At 64.7% G+C, this 20,525-nt stretch carries 24 protein-coding genes; all 24 read right to left on the bottom strand.

The window, feature by feature from the left end:
- Positions 1–5: 5 nt before the first annotated feature.
- Positions 6–311, bottom strand: a complete 306-nt coding sequence (nuoK, locus tag BMG00_RS15025) for an NADH-quinone oxidoreductase subunit NuoK (RefSeq protein ID WP_038078975.1) — start codon at positions 309–311, stop codon at positions 6–8.
- Between the two features lie 49 nt (positions 312–360).
- Entirely contained in the window at positions 361–969 is a 609-nt protein-coding gene (locus BMG00_RS15020) for an NADH-quinone oxidoreductase subunit J (protein WP_078530058.1), read from the bottom strand.
- The gene (locus BMG00_RS15015) at positions 966–1,376 is read right to left on the bottom strand and encodes a carboxymuconolactone decarboxylase family protein (RefSeq protein ID WP_078530059.1); all 411 of its coding nucleotides are present in this window, start codon (positions 1,374–1,376) and stop codon (positions 966–968) included. The genes BMG00_RS15020 and BMG00_RS15015 overlap by 4 nt, the downstream gene beginning before the upstream one ends.
- Positions 1,373–1,864, bottom strand: coding sequence for an NADH-quinone oxidoreductase subunit NuoI (gene nuoI / locus BMG00_RS15010; RefSeq protein WP_038078969.1), 492 nt, complete (start codon positions 1,862–1,864; stop codon positions 1,373–1,375). Before nuoI ends, BMG00_RS15015 begins: the two co-directional genes overlap by 4 nt.
- 3 nt (positions 1,865–1,867) lie before the next feature.
- A complete protein-coding gene (gene nuoH, locus BMG00_RS15005) occupies positions 1,868–2,905 on the bottom strand; it encodes an NADH-quinone oxidoreductase subunit NuoH (RefSeq protein WP_078530060.1) in 1,038 nt (345 codons plus the stop codon).
- A gap of 15 nt (positions 2,906–2,920) precedes the next feature.
- Positions 2,921–3,337: a hypothetical protein gene (locus tag BMG00_RS15000; protein ID WP_093470161.1), complete on the bottom strand. Its 417-nt coding sequence runs from the start codon at positions 3,335–3,337 to the stop codon at positions 2,921–2,923.
- A gap of 6 nt (positions 3,338–3,343) precedes the next feature.
- Entirely contained in the window at positions 3,344–5,365 is a 2,022-nt protein-coding gene (nuoG, locus tag BMG00_RS14995; RefSeq protein WP_078574913.1) for an NADH-quinone oxidoreductase subunit NuoG, read from the bottom strand.
- 52 nt (positions 5,366–5,417) lie between these two features.
- A complete protein-coding gene (locus tag BMG00_RS14990) occupies positions 5,418–5,723 on the bottom strand; it encodes a hypothetical protein (RefSeq protein ID WP_158521744.1) in 306 nt (101 codons plus the stop codon).
- Positions 5,720–6,220: a DUF3291 domain-containing protein gene (locus BMG00_RS14985; RefSeq protein ID WP_078574911.1), complete on the bottom strand. Its 501-nt coding sequence runs from the start codon at positions 6,218–6,220 to the stop codon at positions 5,720–5,722. Before BMG00_RS14985 ends, BMG00_RS14990 begins: the two co-directional genes overlap by 4 nt.
- Positions 6,217–7,512, bottom strand: coding sequence for an NADH-quinone oxidoreductase subunit NuoF (gene nuoF / locus BMG00_RS14980; RefSeq protein ID WP_038078956.1), 1,296 nt, complete (start codon positions 7,510–7,512; stop codon positions 6,217–6,219). The genes BMG00_RS14985 and nuoF overlap by 4 nt, the downstream gene beginning before the upstream one ends.
- Before the next feature lie 10 nt (positions 7,513–7,522).
- On the bottom strand, positions 7,523–7,738 hold the full coding sequence (locus BMG00_RS14975) for a DUF5337 family protein (protein WP_038078954.1): 216 nt from the start codon (positions 7,736–7,738) through the stop codon (positions 7,523–7,525).
- 10 nt (positions 7,739–7,748) lie between these two features.
- Positions 7,749–8,570, bottom strand: coding sequence for an NADH-quinone oxidoreductase subunit E (locus BMG00_RS17665; RefSeq protein WP_078574910.1), 822 nt, complete (start codon positions 8,568–8,570; stop codon positions 7,749–7,751).
- Positions 8,571–8,613: 43 nt separating this feature from the next.
- The gene (locus BMG00_RS14965) at positions 8,614–9,777 is read right to left on the bottom strand and encodes an NADH-quinone oxidoreductase subunit E (RefSeq protein ID WP_078574909.1); all 1,164 of its coding nucleotides are present in this window, start codon (positions 9,775–9,777) and stop codon (positions 8,614–8,616) included.
- The gene (locus BMG00_RS14960) at positions 9,777–11,021 is read right to left on the bottom strand and encodes an NADH-quinone oxidoreductase subunit D (RefSeq protein ID WP_078530068.1); all 1,245 of its coding nucleotides are present in this window, start codon (positions 11,019–11,021) and stop codon (positions 9,777–9,779) included. Before BMG00_RS14960 ends, BMG00_RS14965 begins: the two co-directional genes overlap by 1 nt.
- Complete coding sequence (locus BMG00_RS14955) at positions 11,018–11,626, bottom strand: NADH-quinone oxidoreductase subunit C (protein ID WP_078530069.1); 609 nt, start codon at positions 11,624–11,626, stop codon at positions 11,018–11,020. Before BMG00_RS14955 ends, BMG00_RS14960 begins: the two co-directional genes overlap by 4 nt.
- A 12-nt stretch (positions 11,627–11,638) precedes the next feature.
- A complete protein-coding gene (locus BMG00_RS14950; protein ID WP_210401956.1) occupies positions 11,639–12,172 on the bottom strand; it encodes a NuoB/complex I 20 kDa subunit family protein in 534 nt (177 codons plus the stop codon).
- A complete protein-coding gene (locus tag BMG00_RS14945; protein WP_078530070.1) occupies positions 12,163–12,528 on the bottom strand; it encodes an NADH-quinone oxidoreductase subunit A in 366 nt (121 codons plus the stop codon). Before BMG00_RS14945 ends, BMG00_RS14950 begins: the two co-directional genes overlap by 10 nt.
- Before the next feature lie 271 nt (positions 12,529–12,799).
- Positions 12,800–13,582 carry a crotonase/enoyl-CoA hydratase family protein gene (locus tag BMG00_RS14940; protein WP_078574908.1) on the bottom strand — a complete coding sequence of 261 codons (783 nt, stop codon included), beginning with the start codon at positions 13,580–13,582 and terminating at the stop codon, positions 12,800–12,802.
- Positions 13,583–13,594: 12 nt separating this feature from the next.
- Entirely contained in the window at positions 13,595–14,455 is an 861-nt protein-coding gene (locus tag BMG00_RS14935; RefSeq protein WP_078574907.1) for a hydroxymethylglutaryl-CoA lyase, read from the bottom strand.
- Complete coding sequence (locus BMG00_RS14930; RefSeq protein ID WP_169836823.1) at positions 14,448–15,101, bottom strand: glutathione S-transferase family protein; 654 nt, start codon at positions 15,099–15,101, stop codon at positions 14,448–14,450. Before BMG00_RS14930 ends, BMG00_RS14935 begins: the two co-directional genes overlap by 8 nt.
- Positions 15,098–17,014, bottom strand: a complete 1,917-nt coding sequence (locus BMG00_RS14925; RefSeq protein ID WP_078574906.1) for an acetyl/propionyl/methylcrotonyl-CoA carboxylase subunit alpha — start codon at positions 17,012–17,014, stop codon at positions 15,098–15,100. Before BMG00_RS14925 ends, BMG00_RS14930 begins: the two co-directional genes overlap by 4 nt.
- A gap of 132 nt (positions 17,015–17,146) precedes the next feature.
- On the bottom strand, positions 17,147–18,751 hold the full coding sequence (locus tag BMG00_RS14920) for a carboxyl transferase domain-containing protein (protein WP_078574905.1): 1,605 nt from the start codon (positions 18,749–18,751) through the stop codon (positions 17,147–17,149).
- The gene (locus BMG00_RS14915) at positions 18,748–19,215 is read right to left on the bottom strand and encodes a lysozyme inhibitor LprI family protein (RefSeq protein ID WP_078574904.1); all 468 of its coding nucleotides are present in this window, start codon (positions 19,213–19,215) and stop codon (positions 18,748–18,750) included. The genes BMG00_RS14920 and BMG00_RS14915 overlap by 4 nt, the downstream gene beginning before the upstream one ends.
- Complete coding sequence (locus tag BMG00_RS14910; protein ID WP_078574903.1) at positions 19,215–20,375, bottom strand: acyl-CoA dehydrogenase family protein; 1,161 nt, start codon at positions 20,373–20,375, stop codon at positions 19,215–19,217. Before BMG00_RS14910 ends, BMG00_RS14915 begins: the two co-directional genes overlap by 1 nt.
- Positions 20,376–20,525 lie beyond the last annotated feature (150 nt).

Below are 20,525 nucleotides of genomic sequence, written 5' to 3'. Positions count from 1 at the left end.
GTCCCTTATCCCTTCATCACGTTGACGTCTTCGACGTCGATCGAGCCGCGGTTGCGGAAGAAGACCACCAGGATCGCGAGCCCGATCGCGGCCTCGGCGGCGGCGACGGTCAGGACGAACATGGTGAAGATCTGCCCCACGAGGTCTCCCAGATAGGCCGAGAAGGCCACCAGGTTGATATTGACCGCGAGCAGCATGAGCTCGATCGACATCAGGATGACGATCACGTTCTTGCGGTTCACGAAGATCCCGAAAATGCCGATCACGAACAATGCGGCGGCGACGCCAAGGTAATGTTCCAGTCCGATCATGTTCTCACCCTCGTTTTCCGGTCCGCGTCTTGCGCTTCTCTTTGTCCGCTCACAGCCCCTGCCCCGGTTTGACGTCCACCATTTCCATCGTCTTGGCCGGGTCGCGATGCATCTGCGCGATCACGTTCTGGCGCTTGACGTTCACCCGGTGGCGCAGCGTGAGCAGGATCGCCCCGATCATCGCCACCAGCAGGATCAGCCCCGCGGTCTGGAACAGGTAGAGATACTTGTCATAGATCAGCATGCCGATCGCATGCGCGTTGGTCTGGTCCTCGGGCATCGGCGCCATCCGCAGGCTCTCGGCCATGTCGGAGGTGCGCCAGGCGCCAAAGGCGATCCCGAGCTGGATCAGCATCACGACCCCGATCAGCAGCCCCAGCGGCATATAGCGCGCCAGCTCGCCCTTGAGCGCGGCGAAGTCGATGTCGAGCATCATCACCACGAAGAGGAAGAGCACCGCGACCGCGCCCACATAGACGATGATCAGCAGCATCGCGACGAATTCCGCGCCCAGCAGCACGAACAGCCCCGCCGCCGAGAGGAAAGTCAGGATTAGCCAGAGCACCGAATGGACGGGGTTCTTGGAAATCACCACCATGAAGCCCGCAACCACCGCCGTGATGGCGAAGAGGTAGAAGGCGAAAGCAAACACCGTCATGCGTTCTCTCCCGATTTCTCGTCGAAGACCGATTGCGCGATCTCAAGCGCTCTGGTCATGGCGGGCACGCCGCCGAACATGCTCATCTGAAAGATCGTCTCGGCGATCTCGCGTTGCGTGGCCCCAGCCTCGAGCGCGTGACGGATCGTCAGGCGCAGCTGTGCATCGGCCTGCGCGCCCAGAACCGTCAGCGCCGCGATCGTCACCAGAAGCCGGGTGCGGCTGTCGAGCCCTTCACGGTTGAAGGTCTTTCCGAACCACATCTCCATCATGTCCTTCGACATGGTGGGGAAAAGCTTCTCCATCGCGGCGGGGTTGAAACTTTCCAGCGCCGGGTTGAACAGGCGGGCCATCTCGGCCCCCTGCTCCATCATCGAGCTGAACAGTTTCGAAAAATCGTCGGTCATCTGTAGGGCGCATCCAGTTCGAGGTTGCGGGCGATCTCGGCCTCCCAGCGGGCGCCGTTATCGAGAAGCTTCTGCTTGTCGTAGAACAGCTCTTCGCGGGTCTCGGTCGAGAATTCGAAATTCGGACCTTCGACGATGGCATCCACCGGGCAGGCTTCCTGACAGAAGCCGCAGTAGATGCACTTGGTCATGTCGATGTCGTAGCGCGTGGTGCGGCGCGAACCGTCGGCGCGGGGTTCCGCGTCGATGGTGATCGCCTGCGCGGGGCAGATCGCCTCGCACAGTTTGCACGCGATGCAGCGCTCTTCGCCATTGGGGTAGCGGCGCAGCGCGTGCTCACCCCGGAAGCGCGGGCTCAGCGGCCCCTTTTCATGCGGGTAATTCAGCGTGGGCTTGGGTGCGAAGAAGTAACGCATGCCCAGACCGAAGCCCTTGATGAAGTCCACCAGCAGGAAATACTTGGCGGCGCGGTTATAGTCGAAAGCCATTTATCAGCTCCCCATCGCCCAGCGGGCCCAGAACTGCCCGAAGATTTCGAATTTCGCGAGGAAGGCGATGATCACCACCCAGGCGAGCGACAGCGGCAGGAATACCTTCCACCCGATGCGCATCAGCTGGTCGTAGCGGTAACGCGGCACGATCGCCTTCACCATCGCGAACATGAAGAACCAGAAAACCATCTTGGCGAACATCCAGAGCGCCCCGTCAGGGATACCCGGAATGGGCGAGAGCCAGCCGCCGAAGAAAAGGATCGAGATCAGCGCGCACATCAGCCAGATCGCGATATATTCGCCGGCCATGAACAGCAGGTACGGCGTCGAGCTGTATTCCACCATGAAGCCCGCGACGAGTTCGGATTCCGCTTCGGGAAGGTCGAAGGGCGGCCGGTTGGTCTCGGCCAGCGCCGAGATGAAGAACAGCGCCACCATCGGCAGGTGCGGCAGCCAGTACCAGCCCAGCAGGCCATAGCCGGTGTCCTGCGCGTGCACGATGGCCGAGAGGTTCATCGAGCCGGTCGAGATGATCACGCCGATGATGATCAGGCCGATCGAGACCTCGTAGGAGATCATCTGCGCGGCCGAGCGCAGCGAGCCGAGGAACGGGTATTTCGAGTTCGACGCCCAGCCCCCCATGATCACGCCGTAGACCTCGAGAGAGGACGCCGCGAAGACGAAGAGGATCGCCACGTTGATATCGGCCAGCACCCAACCGTCGGCGAAGGGGATCACCGCGAAGGTCAGAAGCGCCAGCACGAAGCTCAGGATCGGGGCGAGGAAATAGACGAACTTGTCGGCGCCCGCAGGCACGACGATTTCCTTCACCACATATTTGAGCGCATCCGCGAAGGTCTGCATCAGACCCCACGGACCCACCACGTTCGGCCCGCGCCGCATCTGCACCGCAGCCCAGATCTTGCGGTCGCCATAGACCAGCCAGATCATCGAGATCATCACGAATGCGATGACCGCCAGGCCCTGCAGCAGAATGAGCAGGAAAGTGCCCCAAGGTGTCGCCAAAAACTCAGCCATGTTTCCCCACTGTCCTCAAACCGTCGGAATTCCCCGATCCGCGCAGTCGCCGACCGTCACTTCAGCGTCGATCGTCTTCAGCCCTTGCGGCAGGGCGGGCGAAATGGTGTAGACCGCATCCGCCCGCCAGATGCCACCCTCTTCCTTGACGTTCGTGCGCACGTGGCGCGCGAAGCCGTAACCGCGGATCAGCGCATATTGCGCTGCCGCGCATTGTGCGTAATCGCTCACCGCGTCTTCCCCCGCGCCCTCGCCCGAAAGCGCGACGCGAAACTCCACCAGATCGCCATCGAGAAGGCGCGTCTCGACGCCCCGATAGTCGATCTTGCCGGGCTCGGCCCGGCTGTCCTTCCCCTCGCTCGGCGCGCAGGCCGCCAGCCCGGCCAGAAGGCCGGGGGCAAGCGGTGCGATCCGGGTGAGGCTCAGGTTCATCAGTCTTTACTCCGCCGCGACCGGGGTCTCGGCCCGCGCCTTGGCCAGCGCCGAGCATTCCGCCAGCACCACCGAGGCCCGTGCGATCGGGTTGGTCAGGTAGAACTCGCGGATCGGCAGCCGGAAGGTCGCAGCGCCCATGTCGCGCGGCGCGATCGGCTGAACCTCGTTTTCCGGCACGGTGTCGACCTGCGCGAGATGCGGCACCGCGGCCACCATCGCGCGGCGCAGACCGGCGAGCGTGTCCCAGGGTTGCTTGGCACCCAGTTCGGCCGAAAGCGCACGCAGGATCGCCCAGTTCTCCTTCGCCTCGCCCGGCGGGAAGCCCGCACGGAAGGCCAGCTGCGGACGCCCTTCGGTATTCACGAAGAGCCCGTGTTCTTCCGTGTAGGCCGCCCCCGGCAGGATCACGTCGGCGCGCATCGCGCCACGATCGCCATGGCTGCCCTGATAGATCACGAACGGACCGCCTTCCGAACGCGGTGCGATCTCCACCTCGTCGGCGCCCATGTTGTAGATCACCTCGGCGCCGTCGATCGCGGCCAGCAGACCGCCCTCGGTCACAGCGCCCACATCCATCGCGCCCACGCGGGCTGCGGCGTTGTGCAAAACCATGAGCTTGCCGCCCATCGCCTCGGCCAGTTTCATCGCATGGGCGAGAACGGCCTCGCCATCGGCCTCGTTCAAGGCACCCTGCCCCACGATCACCAGCGCGCCCTCGGTCGCACCGGCCTCGGCCACGGCTTTCGCCAGCGCCGCGCGGTCCGTGCCCAGATGCGCGTAATCATAGGTCAGATCGCAGGCCGCGCCGATCAGCGAGACGTTGCCGCCCTTGGCCCAGACCTTGCGGAGGCGGGCGTTGAGTACCGGAGCCTCGATGGCCGGGTTGGTGCCGATCAGCACGACCTCTTTGGCCGTCTCGATATCCGAGATCTTCGCATTGCCGACATAGCCGTAGCGGTTGCCAATCGGCAGGCGCGCGCCATCGGTGCGGCATTCGACCTTGCCACCCAGACCTTCGATCAGCTGCTTGAGGCTGAACGCGGCTTCGGTCGAGACCAGATCGCCCACGAGCGCGGCGACCTTCTTGCCCTTCATCGCTTCGGCGGCGGCACTCAGCGCCTCGCCCCAGCTTGCGGGCTTCAGCTTGCCGTCGACGCGGATATAGGGCTTGTCGAGACGCTGGCGGCGCAGCCCGTCCCAGACGAAGCGGGTCTTGTCCGAGATCCACTCCTCGTTCACGTCGTCATGGTTGCGCGGCAGGATGCGCATCACTTCGCGGCCCTTGGTATCGACACGGATGTTCGAGCCGAGCGCGTCCATCACGTCGATCGTTTCGGTCTTGGTCAGCTCCCACGGGCGGGCGGTGAACGCGTAGGGCTTCGAGACCAGCGCCCCCACCGGGCACAGGTCGATGATGTTGCCCTGCATGTTGGAGTCGAGCGTCATGTTCAGGTAGCTCGAGATCTCGCTATCCTCACCCCGGCCAAGCTGGCCCATCTGGGTGATGCCCGCGACTTCCGTCGTGAAGCGCACGCAGCGGGTGCACGAGATGCAGCGCGTCATATGGGTCTCGACCAGCGGGCCGAGGTTGAGCTCGGTCGCGGCGCGCTTGGGCTCGCGGTAACGGCTGAAGTCCACCCCGTAAGCCATTGCCTGGTCTTGCAAATCGCATTCGCCGCCCTGATCGCAGATCGGGCAGTCGAGCGGGTGGTTGATGAGCAGGAACTCCATCACCCCCTCGCGGGCCTTCTTGACCATCGGCGAGTTGGTCTTCACGACCGGCGGCTGGCCTTCGGGGCCCGGGCGCAGGTCGCGCACCTGCATCGCGCAGGAGGCGGCGGGCTTGGGCGGGCCGCCCACGACTTCCACCAGACACATCCGGCAGTTGCCCGCGATCGACAGGCGTTCGTGATAGCAGAAGCGCGGAACCTCGATCCCGGCCTGCTCGCACGCCTGGATCAGCGTGAGGTTCGGGTCGGCCTCGACCTCGATGCCGTCGATGATGATCTTCTTCAGGTCAGCCATGGCTATCCGTCACTTCTCTTCGGGCGCGGACCGATCCCCGCGCAGGTTTATCTCAGGCCGCGCGTGCACAGCCATTCGGGAAGACCCAAGCGCCATCCCGATAGGTATCGTCGATCGACGAGGCCACCGCCCCGCCGCAGATTGCATTCGCGGCGCGCTTCGCCTCGGCGCCGTCGTAATTCGCGAACGGCGTGGCCTGCCGCATCACGACGAGCGCGCCCTCCGCGTCATAGCCCGCCGTGTAGCCCTCGACCGCCGCCAGACGGTTCGGACCTTTCGAGGCCTCGTTATCGCCAGGCATCGCCATGCAGCCCGCCAGCGAGAGCGCGCAGCCCGATATGATCACCGCGCGCATCATGCCGCCTCCGCCGCGCAGGCGCGCGTCTTCCACAGCGTGGCTTGCGGCAGGTCCTTCCAGCCGAAAGCACGGTCGGATGAGCCATTCGCGCGCAGGTCCTCGAGCCGCTCCAGCGCCTCGTCGAGGGTGGGTCGATGGCCCGCGGGCACCCACCACATGACGAAATGCTGTTCGCCCAAGACCTCGAACCATTCCGCGCGGCGCTCGTAGAAGGCGCGGTGCACGGTGTTCCAGACGAATTTCTCGAGGCTTTCCACGTCTTCCCAGACCGTCAGGTTCGACACGAAACACGGATCGCCGCCGATCTTGGTCTCGGTATTGCCGGTGCCGGGCTCACCCGAGCCCTCCATCATCCAGACGAACCCGTCCGACCGCTTGCCAATCGCGTTCACCGCGTCGAGGGCCTTCATGAAAGCCTCCACACGCGGGTCGCCCGGTTCGGCAACCAGTCGGCCGATATTCAGCTCGGCCAGGTGATATCCGGCAGGTTGCTTCATTCGGCAGCCATCGCGCCCATGCGGCCCGTCTTGCGGGCCTTGATGCGGTCTTCGATCTCTTCGCGGTAATGGCGGATCAGGCCTTGGATCGGCCAGGCGGCCGCGTCACCCAATGCGCAGATCGTGTGGCCTTCGACCTGTTTGGTCACGTCGAAGAGCATGTCGATCTCTTCGATCTCGGCCTCGCCGCGCACGAGACGGTCCATCACGCGCATCATCCAGCCGGTGCCTTCGCGGCACGGCGTGCACTGGCCGCAGCTTTCATGCTTGAAGAACTTGGCCAGACGCCAGATCGCCTTGATGATGTCGGTCTGCTGATCCATCACGATCATGCAGGCGGTGCCGAAGGAGGACTTCAGCTCGCGCATGCCGTCATAATCCATGATCGCGTCTTCGCACAGATGCGCGGGCAGGACCGGGCAGGATGCGCCGCCGGGGATCACCGCCTTGAGGTTCTTCCAGCCACCGCGCACGCCGCCGCCATGTTTCTCGATCAGCTCCTTCATCGAGATCGACATGCTCTCTTCGATGACGCAGGGCGTGTTCACATGGCCCGACATCGCGAAAAGCTTCACGCCGGTATTGTTCGGACGCCCGAAGGAGGCATACCAATCCGCGCCGCGACGCAGGATGGTCGGGACGACGGCGATGGATTCCACGTTGTTCACCGTGGTCGGGCAGCCGTAGAGGCCCGCGCCCGCCGGGAACGGAGGCTTCATCCGGGGCATGCCCTTCTTGCCTTCAAGGCTTTCCAGAAGCGCCGTTTCCTCGCCGCAGATATAGGCGCCCGCGCCGTGCGAAAGGTAGACGTCGTAGTCAAAGCCCGACCCGCAAGCGTTCTTGCCGATCAGACCCGCGTCGTAGCACTCGTCGATGGCGCGCTGGAGCGCCTCTTTCTCGCGCACATATTCGCCGCGGATGTAGATGTAAGCCGCCGCAGCCCCCATCGCGAAGCCAGCGATCAGCGCGCCTTCGATCAGCGTATGCGGATCGTGGCGCATGATCTCGCGGTCCTTGCAGGTCGCGGGCTCGGATTCATCGGCGTTGATTGCGAGGAAAGCCGGACGCCCGTCGCTTTCCTTGGGCATGAAGGACCATTTCAGGCCGGTCGGGAAGCCCGCACCGCCACGACCGCGCAGGCCCGAGGCCTTCACCTGGTCGATGATCCAGTCCTTGCCCTTCGCCAGGATCTCGCCCGTGCCGTCCCAATGGCCGCGCATCTGCGCGCCCTTCAGCGAACGGTCATGCATGCCGTAGATATTGGTGAAGATCCGGTCCTGATCCTTCAGCATATCGCTTCCCTCACTTGCCGGAGCCCCGGCGCCAGATGCGCCAGACAAGTGCCAGCGCGTAGATATAGGCGGCCAGTGCCGCGAGATCGCCGATCAGCGCCACCTGCGCGGACCAGCCCTGTTGCTTTCCGACCCATTGCAGGGCGAGCCAGAGGACCGTGGTCAAGGCAATGATCAGCGCCGGTTTGCGCCCGTCCAGCCTGTCCGTGTTCCGGTCCTTGCTCATTCACCCCCGCTCAGTAGTCGTTCGTCTTCGCCCGTTCGAGGAAGGCGTCCATGCCCTCTTCGACGATGATTTTCGCCTGCGCGACCCATTTGTCGCGCGTGCAGCGGCCCTTGAAACGCGGCACGTTCTGGTCGGCATAGGCCACCTCTTCGGGACCCCATTTCGCGATCTGGTCGTAATGCCAGATACCCCAGCCGTTCAGCGTCTCTTCCAGTTTCGGCCCGACGCCTTCGATCTTCTTCAGGTCATCCGCACCCGCCTTGCGCGGCGCTTTCAGCCCGCGCGGCTTCTTACCCGCGCCTTCGGCTGCGGCGGGCTGACCCGCTTGGGTCTCGGCATCGACCTGCGCCGACATCGCGGCCAGCGGCGAGGCTTCCGGAGTGGCCTCCGGTTCCGCGCTTTTCGTCTCTTCGGCGCTTTTGGTCTCTTCGGGCTCGGGCGCTTCAGGCGTCGGCTCTTCGGCCTTGGGAGGCTCGACCTCGGTCGCCGTCACTTCGGGAGCAGGTGCGGGCGCAGGCGTCGGGATAGCGGCAGCCGCCTGAGCATGCGCCGCAGCCCCTTCGGGCGATTGCGCGCTGAACGCCTCGACCGGGGTCGTGTCTTCGAGCGAGGGCGTGTCGCCCGTGCCATCGGCCGCGCCCGGCGCACCACGGCCCGAGCAGAAGGCCCAGATCAGGAACCCGCCGAACAGAAGGACGGTCAGCAGCCCCATGAAAACGGCGACGAAGATCGTCTCATGCGCCACCACCATGAGGAACACCGCAACCACGAGCCCCGTGATCCCGGCCCAGATACCTGCTTTTCCGCGGCAGCCTTGCGACTGATCGTCCATCCTAGCTCTCCTTCACCCCCATGCGAAGGGGGGCACCCTTCGCTTACTCGTAAATACCGTCTTTCTTGGCGCGGGCCGAGAACTCGGTCTCCGCCCCGGTCGCGAGGTTTTGCGCCTGCGCGACCCATTCGTCGCGGCTGGCACGGCCCTTGAACCCTTCGAGATTGGCATCGACCCAGGCCAGCTCGGCCTCGCTCCAGGCGGCGATCTGGTCGAAATGGTAGACGCCCATCGAATGCAGGAGCTGTTCGAGCTTCGGCCCGACACCCTTGATCATCTTGAGGTCGTCAGCCTGACCGTCGCGCGGCGCCTCGAGCATCGCGGGCTTCTCGCCGGCCTCGACAGGCTCGCTCGCGCCGGTCTTGGCGGCGGGCGCCGGTTCCGGTGCCTTCGCGGGAGCGGCCGGGGCTGCGGCGTTCGCGGCCTTGCGGGCCTCGTCCTGCTGGACGGCCGAACGCGGACGCTCCTGCCCCATCGTGCCGATCGGGCCGCGCTGGCCCGAGCTTTGCCACGGGGCGGCCAGAGGCACTTCGGTGCCGTCGATGCGCTTGATCGTGTCGCCGATGCCGACCGCGAGGCCGACAGACCCGTTATAGTCTTCCTTCTCGCCCGCGGTTTCTGCGCAGGAGGTCAGGCCGGAGGCGGGCTCCGACGAGAAGCGACCGGTTTGCGAGCCGGGTTTCGGCACGTCGCCCTTGGCCATGTCGTCGATGATCTTCGCGAGGCTCTCCTCGGTCAGGTCCTCGTAATAGTCCTTGCCGACCTGCATCATCGGCGCGTTCGCGCAGGCGCCGAGGCATTCGACCTCTTCCCACGAGAACTTGCCATCGGCCGAAAGCTGGAACGGCTCGGGTGCGATCTTTTCCTTGCAGACCTTCATCAGGTCTTCCGCGCCGCAGATCATGCACGAGGTCGTGCCGCAGATCTGCAGATGCGCGACCGAGCCCACCGGGCTCAGCTGGAACATGAAGTAGAAGGTCGCCACTTCGAGCGCCCGCATATAGGGCATGTCGAGCATTTCGGCGACATATTCGATCGCCGGGCGGCTCAGCCAGCCTTCCTGCTCCTGTGCGCGGAACAGCAGCGGGATGATCGCCGAGGCCTGACGGCCGACCGGGAACTTGGTCATCTGGGCTTTCGCCCATTCCAGGTTCGCGGGCGTGAATTCGAAGCTCGCGGGTTGTTCCGGATGCAGACGACGAAGCATTAGCGGTCAACCTCCCCGAACACGATATCCATCGTGCCGATGATTGCGGACACGTCGGCGAGCATGTGGCCCTTGGCGACATGGTCCATGGATTGCAGGTGCAGATAACCCGGGGCACGGATCTTCGCGCGGTAGGGCTTGTTGGTGCCGTCGGCGACCAGATAGACGCCGAATTCGCCCTTGGGCGCCTCGACGGCGGCATAGACCTCGCCTGCCGGGACGTGGAAACCTTCGGTATAGAGCTTGAAGTGGTGGATCAGGCTCTCCATCGAGGTCTTCATGTCCGAGCGCTTCGGCGGGGTCAGCTTGCCTCGCGCGAGCACATCGCCCTGATTCTCGGGCATGCGCAGTTTCTCGATGCATTGCAGGACGATCTTGGTCGACTCGCGCATCTCGGCCATGCGGCAGAGGTAGCGATCATAGCAATCGCCGTTCTTACCGATCGGGATCTGGAAGTCGAACTCGTCATAGCACTCGTAGGGCTGCGCGCGCCGCAGGTCCCAGGCGAGGCCCGAGCCACGCACCATCACACCCGAATAGCCCCATTGCTGGATCTCTTCTTCCGAGATGATGCAGATATCGACGTTGCGCTGCTTGAAGATCCGGTTCTCGGTCAGCAGCCCCTCGATATCGTCGAGCAGTTTCGGGAAGCGGCCGCAGAACTCCTCGATATCGTCGAGCAGTTTCGGCGGCAGGTCCTGATGCACGCCGCCGGGACGGAAATAGGCCGAGTGCAGGCGCGCACCGCAGGCGCGCTCGTAGAACACCATCAGCTCTTCGCGGGCCTCGAAGCCCCAGAGCGGCGGGGTCAGCGCCCCCACGTCCATCGCCTGCGTCGTGACGTTCAGCAGGTGGTTCAGGATGCGCCCGATTTCCGAATAGAGCACGCGGATCAGTTGCCCGCGACGCGGCACGACCGTGCCGGTCAGACGCTCGATCGCGAGACACCACGCATGTTCCTGGTTCATCGGCGCCACGTAATCGAGGCGGTCGAAATAAGGCAGGTTCTGCAGGTAGGTGCGGCTCTCCATCAGCTTTTCGGTGCCACGGTGCAGCAAGCCGATATGCGGGTCGGCGCGTTCCACTACCTCGCCGTCAAGTTCCAGAACCATGCGCAGCACGCCGTGGGCGGCCGGGTGCTGGGGACCGAAGTTGATGTTGAAGTTGCGGATACGCTGCTCGTCGGTCAGCTGATCGCGCGAGCCGTCATCATAGACATTGTTGCGGATATCGCCGTCCATCATTTCGCCTCTCCCTTCTCGTCACCCGGAAGGATGTATTTCGCGCCCTCCCAGGGGGAGAGGAAATCGAACTGCCGGTATTCCTGCGTGAGCTTCACCGGCTCGTAGACGACGCGCTTGAGCACTTCGTCGTAGCGCACTTCGACATAACCGGTAGTCGGGAAATCCTTGCGCAGCGGGTGCCCGCGGAAGCCGTAATCGGTCAGCAGGCGGCGCAGGTCAGGATGCCCCGAGAACAGGATGCCGAACATGTCAAAGATCTCGCGCTCGAACCAGTTCGCGCTGGGGTGAATGTCGGTGATCGAGGGGACCATGTCCTCCTCGCGGATCGCCGCCTTCACGCGGATACGCTGGTTGCGATACATCGACAGGAAGTGCCAGACGACATCGAAGCGCTGCGGGCGCTCGGGCCAGTCGACGGCGGTGATGTCGACGAGGTTCGAGAACAGGCAGCTTGAATCGTCGCGCAGGAATTCCACGAAGCTCGCCGCCGATTGCGCGGTGATCGTCACCGTCAGCTCGCCAAAGGCGATCTCGGTCGAGACCACGTCATCGGGGCGTTTCAGCTCGATATGCGCAGCCAGTTCCTGAAGGGCAGTATCGTCCATCTCTCGCTCTCCTCAGCGCACCAGCGTGCCGGTACGGCGGATTTTGCGTTGCAGCTGAAGGATGCCGTAGAGCAGCGCCTCCGCCGTGGGCGGGCAGCCCGGAACGTAGATATCGACCGGCACGACGCGGTCACAGCCGCGCACCACCGAATAGGAATAGTGGTAATAGCCGCCGCCATTCGCGCACGACCCCATCGAGATCACGTAACGCGGCTCGGGCATCTGGTCGTAGACCTTGCGCAGCGCGGGGGCCATCTTGTTGGTCAGCGTGCCCGCGACGATCATCACGTCGGACTGGCGGGGCGAGGCGCGCGGCGCGGTGCCGAAACGCTCGAGGTCATAGCGCGGCATCGAGCATTGCATCATCTCGACGGCGCAGCAGGCGAGGCCGAAGGTCATCCAGTGCAACGAGCCGTTACGGGCCCAGTTGATGATGTCCTCGGTCGTGGTGAGCAGGAAGCCCTTGTCCTGCAACTCCTTGTTCAGTGCCTGAGTCGCGACTTCGCGGTCCGCTCCGGCGGTATTTGCCCCGGTCATCACGCCCATTCCAGCGCCCCCTTCTTCCACTCATATGCAAATCCTACGGTCAAAACCGCGAGGAAGACCATCATCGACCAGAAACCCACCATCGACATCTGCCCGAAGGCGACCGCCCAGGGGAAGAGGAAGGCCACTTCGAGGTCGAAGATGATGAACAGGATCGAGACGAGGTAGAAACGAACATCGAATTTCATCCGTGCATCGTCGAAGGCGTTGAACCCGCATTCATAGGCCGAGACTTTCTCGGGATCGGGGTTGCGCACCGCAAGCACCGCAGCTGCCGCCAGGAGCACAAGCCCCAATACGACCGCCATGGCGAGGAAGATGAGGATGGGAAGGTATTCGCGCAGCATGTCATGCATGGGCTTTTGGCTCCCTAACATCGCGACGAGATGTCGCGCAGGTTCCGGCTAGGCGAGCAATAGCCCCGCGCCCCCTGCGGGTCAACCGAGCGAGGGTCGGAAAATCGCTTTCCGCAGGGGAGGAAAGCGATTTTGTATACCGATGCATGCGAAAATGGGCCGCAGGCCCGATCGCGCTTTCTCCTGTGGCGCTTGGGCCGGGGCGAAATGCTGCCGTCGCGAAATTATCACAACGTTAACGCGGTTTTGATTTTTCGGAAATTGCGCCGAATCAGCGTTTCCACGCAGGAGCGCGTTTTTCGAAGAAGGCGCTGATTCCCTCAGCCGACTCGGCAGAGTCCCAACGGGTGGCCAAAGCCTCGATCGTCATGTCGATCGTGCTCTCGTCGATTTTCGGTCCCAGAGCGCGGACCAGCGCCTTCGCCTCGCCTACCGCGCCGGGCGCGCAGGCAAGGTAGGGTTCGGCTTCGGCCATCAGGGCCCGCTCCAGCATCTCGGGCAAGACGACCTTGGCCAACAACCCCAGATCACGTGCCTCGGCGGCCTCGAAGAGCCGCGAGGACATGAAGACGCGACGCGCCCGCGCCTCGCCCATCCGCGCGACCACATAAGGAGAGATCGTCGCCGGGGTCAGGCCGAGCCTGGTCTCGGTCAGGCCGAATTTCGCGCCCTCGACGCCGATCGCCACGTCGCAGACCGACATCATGCCGATCCCGCCACCAAACGCATTTCCCTGCACCGCGCCGATCACGGGCTTCGGGCAGGTGTTGAGCGCCTGAAGCATGGTGGCGAGCTTGCGCGCCGCTGCCGCGCGTTCCTTCGCGCCAGCCGCGATTTGCGCCTGCATCCATTTCAGATCGCCGCCCGCGCAGAAGCTGGGCCCTTCGGCCTGAAGGATCACGACGCGCACCGCCTCATCTGCGCCGAGCTGCGCGATGGCCGTGGTCAGCTCCTCCATCATCTGTTCGGACAACGCGTTATGTTTATCCGCCCGCGCGAGCGTGAGCCGCGAAATGCCGCGCTCGTCCGTGCTGATTCTGATCGTCTCAAACATCGCGTTGCTCCTTCATTTCTGGGGCCCTTTCATCTTCCGTGCCAGCGCCGCTGCTTCTTCCAGCACCGCCCCATCCAGCCCCGTCTCATATCCCAGCGCGACGAGCCGCGCATTCACGGCCTCGGTCGCGACATTGCCTGCAGCCCCCGGCGCATAGGGACAGCCGCCCAGACCGCCCACCGCCGCATCGAAGACCCGCAGGCCCAGTTCAATCGATGCCTCGATATTGTCGAGCGCGCGACCGCTCGTGTCATGGTAATGTCCGGCAAGCTGCTCCGCCGGTGCTTCCTCCAGCACCGCACGCAACATCGCCGTCACGCTTTCCGGCGTGCCCTGCCCGATCGTGTCGCCAAGGCTGATCTCATAGCACCCCATATCCCGCAGGCTCGCCACCACCTTCGCGACGTTCTCGGGCGGCGTCGCCCCGTCAAACGGGCAGTCGGTCACGACCGAGACATAGCCCCGCACTTTCACATTATCAGCCTTCGCGGCCTCCATGATCGGCGTGAACCGCTCCAGGCTTTCCGCAATCGAACAATTGAGGTTTGCGCGCGAAAACCCTTCCGAGGCCGAGGCGAAGATCGCCACCTCATCGGCGCCCGCCGCAATCGCTGCCTCGTAGCCCTTCATGTTGGGCGTCAGCGCCGCATAGGAAATCCCCGGCTTGCGCGCGATCCCCGCGAACACGGCGGCCGAATCCGCCATCTGCGGCACCCATTTCGGGCTGACGAAAGAGCCCACCTCGATCCGGCGGAACCCGGCGCGGCTCAGGCAATCGACCAGCGCGATCTTGTCGGCCAGCGCGATCTCGCGCTTTTCGTTCTGCAGCCCGTCGCGCGGGGCCATCTCGAAGATCTCGACCAACTCAGGCATCGGAAACCTCGTAGAACTCCTGCGCATACATGCTCGCGCCACCCGCCGCGACCGCCCGCGCATAGGCAGGGCGCGCCTCGACCCGGGCGCGATAGGCCGCGATAGCCGGGAAGCCCTCGGCCCGCACGAAACGGAACATTGCATCGAGGTTGAAACCCAGCATGCAATCGGCCGCCGAGAACGCTCCGAGCAGCCAGTCACGCGCCTCCAGATGCGCCTCGAGCGCCTTCATCGTGACCTCGAGCCGCTTCGTGTCGAGCTTGGTCATCGCAACCGAACGGGCCTCGACAGGGCGTAGGAAGATGTGATGAAAGTTGAGGTTTTGTAGGATGTTGGCCTGCGTCTCAGCGAAATGCACCCATTCAAGATAGTCAGCCCGCGAGGCCTCCCCCAAGGGCGGCGCCAGCCCCGCCTCGGGATGGCGCTCGGCAAGATATTCGACGATCGCGCCGCTCTCGAAGATCGAGCGCCCGTCGATCTCCAGCGCCGGAATGCGGCCCGCCGGGGACATCGAGCGGAACTCGGGGCTGCGCAGCGAGCCATCGGTCAGCGACCAGGTTTTCAGCTCATACTCCAGCCCCAGCTCCTCGAGCAGCCACAACACTCGCATCGAGCGCGAACCGGGAACGTGGTGCAGCCGGATCATTCCTCTTCCTCCAGCCGGATCAGCGCCGCGCCCGCCTCGACCTGCGCGCCTGCGGTGACGAGCACCTCGGCCACCACACCATCGCGCGCGGCGAGCATCGTGTGCTCCATCTTCATCGCCTCCATAATCGCGAGCCGGTCGCCCGCGGACACCTGCTGCCCCGCCTCGACGAAGACCGCTTTCACCAGCCCCGGCATCGGGGCGAGCGTCAGGTCCGAGGCCTCGGCATCGCTGCCGCGCGCCAGAGGATCGGGGATCTCGAAACGATGCGCGCCATGCAGGAAGATCGTCACCGCATCCGCTTCGCGCGCCATCCGCGCGCCGGTCTTCGCGCCATCGACGCGCCAGCCATCCTCGGCGAGCACGCAGTCATGCGACGCCTCGCCCAGCTCGACCGTGACATGGCCCGGGCCCTGCACGCGGATCGCGGCCTCTTCCTCGAACGGGACAGCCCGGCGCGGTGCGCCCCAAAGGTTGAAGCCGCTCGCCTCCGCCTCCCAAAGCCCGGCCGCCGCGATCACCCCCAGCGCCTTGGCGGCGGCAGGCGTGGCGACGGGCGCCGAAAGCGTGTCGATCTCGCGCCCGATCAGCCCGGTATCGACCTTTCCGGCCGCGAAGCCCTCATGCCGCGCGAGCCGTGCAAGGAAGGCGAGGTTCGTCACCGTCCCCGCCACCTCGGTCTCTTCTAGCGCGCGGGCGAGCTGCCCCAGCGCGGTGGCGCGGGTCGGACCATGGGTGATGACCTTCGCGATCATCGGATCATACCACGGGCTGATCGTGTCACCGGTGCGCACACCGGTATCGGCGCGGCAACCCTCGGCGAAGCGCAGATGCGAGAGCGTCCCGGTCGCGGGCAGGAACCCCGCGGGCACGTCCTCGGCGTAAAGGCGGGCCTCGAACGCATGGCCGGTAATCGTCAGATCCTCTTGGGCACAGGGCAGCGGCTCGCCCGAGGCCACCCGCAGCTGCCATTCGACCAGGTCGACCCCGGTGATCGCCTCGGTCACGGGATGCTCTACCTGGAGGCGGGTGTTCATCTCCATGAACCAGAACCGGTCGGGCCGCAGCCCGTCCGAGCCGTCCACAATGAATTCGATCGTGCCCGCGCCCTTATAACCGATGGCCTCGGCCGCGCGCGTCGCGGCCTGCCCCATCGCGTCGCGCATCTCGGGCGTCATGCCCGGCGCGGGGGCCTCCTCGATCACCTTCTGGTGGCGGCGCTGGAGCGAGCAGTCGCGCTCGAACAGATGCACGGCCTTTTCGCCATCGCCGAAGACCTGCACCTCGATATGGCGCGGCGAGCCGATGTATTTCTCGATCAGAACGGCGGGGTTGCCGAAAGCGGTCTGCGCCTCTCCCTGCGCCGAGGCCAACGCATCGGCGAACTCGGACGGTTTCTCGACGAGCCGCATCCCCTTGCCGCCGCCGCCCGCGACGGCCTTGATCAGGACCGGGTAGCCGATCGTGTCTGCCGCGCCGGAAAGATGCTCGGGGTCCTGGTTCTCGCCGTGGTAGCCCGGCACGACGGGCACGCCTGCCTTTTCCATCAACTCCTTGGCCGCATCCTTGAGCCCCATCGCGCGGATCGCCTTGGCCGAAGGGCCGATGAAGGTGAGCCCCGCCGCCTCGACGGCCTCGACAAAATCGGGGTTCTCGGAGAGGAACCCGTAGCCCGGATGGATCGCCTGCGCACCGGTCTGCTTCGCCGCCGCGATGATAACATCACCGCGCAGGTAGCTGTCTTTCGGCGCCGGGCCGCCGATCGCCACGGCTTCATCGGCCATCGCGACATGGCGCGCCTGCGCGTCGGCCTCGGAAAAGACGGCCACGCTCGCGACGCCAAGCTTTCGCGCGGTCTCCATCACGCGGCAGGCGATTTCCCCGCGATTGGCAATCAGGATCTTGGAAAACATGTCGGTCTCCCTCTTGAGAGCGTCGGAGGGGGCGCTGCCCCCGCTCGCGCTGCGAGCCCCCCGAGGTATTTTCGGGCAAGATGAAATGCGGTTTTCATCTTGCTCGAAATATCTCCGCCGGAGGCGAAAAACTTACATCCGGAACACGCCGAAGCGGGTCGGTTCGATCGGCGCGTTGAGCGCGGCGGAAAGCGAGAGCGCCAGCACCTCACGCGATTTGCGCGGGTCGATGATGCCGTCATCCCAGAGCCGCGCCGAGGCGTAGAGCGGGTGCGACTGGCGCTCGAACATCTCGATGGTGGGGCGTTTGAATTCGGCCTCTTCCTCGGCGGACCATTGGCCGCCCTTGCGCTCGATCCCGTCGCGTTTGACGGTGGCGAGCACGCCCGCGGCCTGTTCGCCGCCCATCACAGAGATGCGCGAATTGGGCCACGTCCAGAGGAAGCGCGGCGAATAGGCGCGACCGGCCATGCCGTAATTGCCCGCCCCGAAGGAGCCGCCGACCAGCATCGTGATCTTCGGGACCGAGGTCGTGGCGACGGCGGTGACCATCTTGGCGCCGTGGCGCGCGATGCCCTCGTTTTCGTACTTACGGCCGACCATGAAGCCGGTGATGTTTTGCAGGAAAACAAGCGGCACCGAACGTTGCGAGCACAGTTCGATGAAATGCGCGGCCTTCTGCGCGGCTTCCGAGAAGAGCACGCCGTTATTGGCGACGATCCCCACCGGGCAGCCTTTCACATGGGCGAAACCGGTCACGATGGTCTCGCCGAAGCGCGGTTTGAATTCGTCGAAACGCGAGCCGTCGACGATGCGGGCGATGACCTCGCGGATGTCGTAGGGGGTGCGAAGGTCTGCCGGGACGACGCCGAGGATTTCTTCGGGGTCGTAGGCGGGCTCTTCGGGCGACTGCCAGTTCACTGTGGAGGGCTTGGCACGGTTGAGCGAGCCGACCGCGCGACGCGCAAGCGCCAGCGCATGGGCGTCATCCTCGGCGAGGTAATCGGCCACGCCCGAGAGCCGCGTATGCACGTCGCCGCCGCCTAAGTCTTCGGCGCTGACCACCTCGCCCGTCGCGGCTTTCACCAGCGGGGGACCGGCGAGGAAGATCGTGCCCTGTTCCTTCACGATGATCGTCACATCCGACATCGCGGGCACATAGGCGCCGCCAGCCGTGCACGAGCCCATCACCACGGCGATCTGGGCGATGCCCTTGGCCGACATCCGCGCCTGATTGAAGAAGATGCGCCCGAAATGGTCGCGATCGGGGAAGACCTCGTCCTGATTGGGCAGGTTCGCGCCGCCCGAGTCGACGAGATAGATGCAGGGCAGATGGTTTTCCTCGGCGATCTCCTGAGCGCGCAGGTGCTTCTTTACCGTCAGCGGGTAATAGGTGCCGCCCTTCACGGTGGCGTCGTTGGCGACCACCATGACCTCTTGCCCCATCACGCGGCCGATCCCGGCGATCACGCCCGCGCAGGGGGCGGCATTGCCATACATGTCATGTGCCGCCGTCGCGCCCACTTCGAGGAAGGGGGAACCGGGATCCAGGAGCCCCGCCACCCGCTCGCGAGGGGCCATCTTGCCACGCGACAGGTGCCGTTCGAGCGAAGCCGGGCCGCCACCTGCCGCCGCGGCCTCGGCCGCCGCGCGCACCGTGGCGAGCGCCTCGAGATGCGCGGTGCGGTTTTTCGCAAACCCCTCCGAGGAGGTGAGAACCTGAGAGGACAGTTTCATTCCATGCTCCCCATATCGCGCAGCTCCAAAGCACGCTGCGCGGTCTTGTGAAGATAACAGTCGGACGCCATCACGGTGCGGATCGAACCCTCGGCCCAGATCGAATAGATCAGCCCGCAATCGGCATCGCGGAAGGCGATCCAGGTGCGCTGCGCATCAAGCAGTTGGTCCGCCAACTCGGTGCCGCCCTGTTCGAGCAGCCGCGCTCGCACACCCTTGTATTGCGCGTTCAGCAGATCGTCCCAAGCCTGCGCCTCGCCCTGAAGGCAGGCCGAGATGCCCAGCGTCGTCTCCCCGCCCGGCTGTGCCTGGCAGGCTGCGGCGGCCTCACCGATGCAATCCGGTGTGGTGCCCCTTGCATCGTCAAAACAGGCGCGGACCGTGGCCGGATCGACCTGCGGCTCCTGCGCGAAGGCCGGGGCGGCCATCAGCGCCAATGCGAGAGGGATCGCCAGAGGGCGCATCACGCGCCCCCCATGATCTCGCGGCCGATCAACATCCGACGAATTTCCGAGGTGCCCGCGCCGATCTCCATCAGCTTGGCGTCACGGAACAGGCGCGAGACGTTGGAATCGTTGAGGAACCCGGCCCCGCCCAGCGCCTGAACCGCCTGATGCGCCTGCACCATCGCCTGCTCGGACGCATAGAGCACCGTCGCCGCCGCGTCCTGACGCGTCACCGCGCCGCGATCGCAGGCCTTGGCAACCTCGTAGGTATAGGCGCGCGCGGTGTTCATCGCGACATACATATCGGCGATCTTGGCCTGCATGAGCTGGAAATTCCCGATCGGCTGGCCGAATTGCTGGCGCTCCTTGGAATAGGGCACGACCTCGTCCAGACAGGCCATCATGATACCGGTGCCGATGCCCGAGAGCACGACGCGCTCATAATCGAGACCCGACATCAGAACGCGCACGCCCTTGCCTTCCGCACCCAGCACGTTTTCGAAGGGCACTTCGCAATCCTCGAAGAAGAGCTGCGCCGTGTTCGAGCCGCGCATGCCGAGCTTGTCGAAATGCTTGGAGGTGGAGAAGCCCTTGAAGTCTTTTTCCACGATGAAGGCGGTGATGCCTTTGCTCCCGGCCTCCGGGTCGGTCTTCGCATAGACCACGAGCGTATCGGCATCCGGCCCGTTGGTGATCCAGTATTTATGACCGTTGAGCACATAGTAGCCGTTGCGCTTCTCGGCCTTGAGCTTCATGCCCACCACGTCCGAACCTGCGCCCGATTCCGACATGGCCAGCGCGCCGACGCTCGTCCCGGCGATCAACCCGGGGAGGTATTTCTTCTTCTGCTCTTCCGACCCGTTCAGCTTGATCTGGTTCACACAGAGGTTCGAATGCGCGCCGTAGCTGAGCGCGATCGAGGCCGAAGCCCGCGCGATCTCTTCGGTTGCGACCACATGGGCGAGATAGCCCATCCCTGCCCCGCCATATTCCTCGGAGACAGTGATCCCGAGCAGACCAAGCTCCCCCATCTCGGTCCAGAGCTCATTGGGGAATTCATTGTCCAGATCGGTCTTCGCCGCGATCGGCGCCACCCGTTCCGCCGCCCAGCGGCGCACCATGTCACGAAGTGCGGCGATATCCTCGCCCAGATCGAACTCCATCGAGCCTGCGAACATCGGATCTCCTCCCCCGGTTTATTGAACGCTCGTTCATTTACTCAGGCAAAGTGAGTCGCGTCAAGTGCCCAGAGATCGAAAGCGGCTCTGGGCGCGGGTGACGATGAGGCGCGTCGAGTGGGCGGGCGAGAGGGCTTCCTTGCGCGCCAG

The sequence above is a fragment of the Thioclava marina genome (assembly GCF_002020135.1).
GTDB lineage: Bacteria > Pseudomonadota > Alphaproteobacteria > Rhodobacterales > Rhodobacteraceae > Thioclava > Thioclava marina.
Note: the sequence above shows the minus strand (reverse complement) of the source record. Positions and strands in the feature narration are given on the sequence as shown.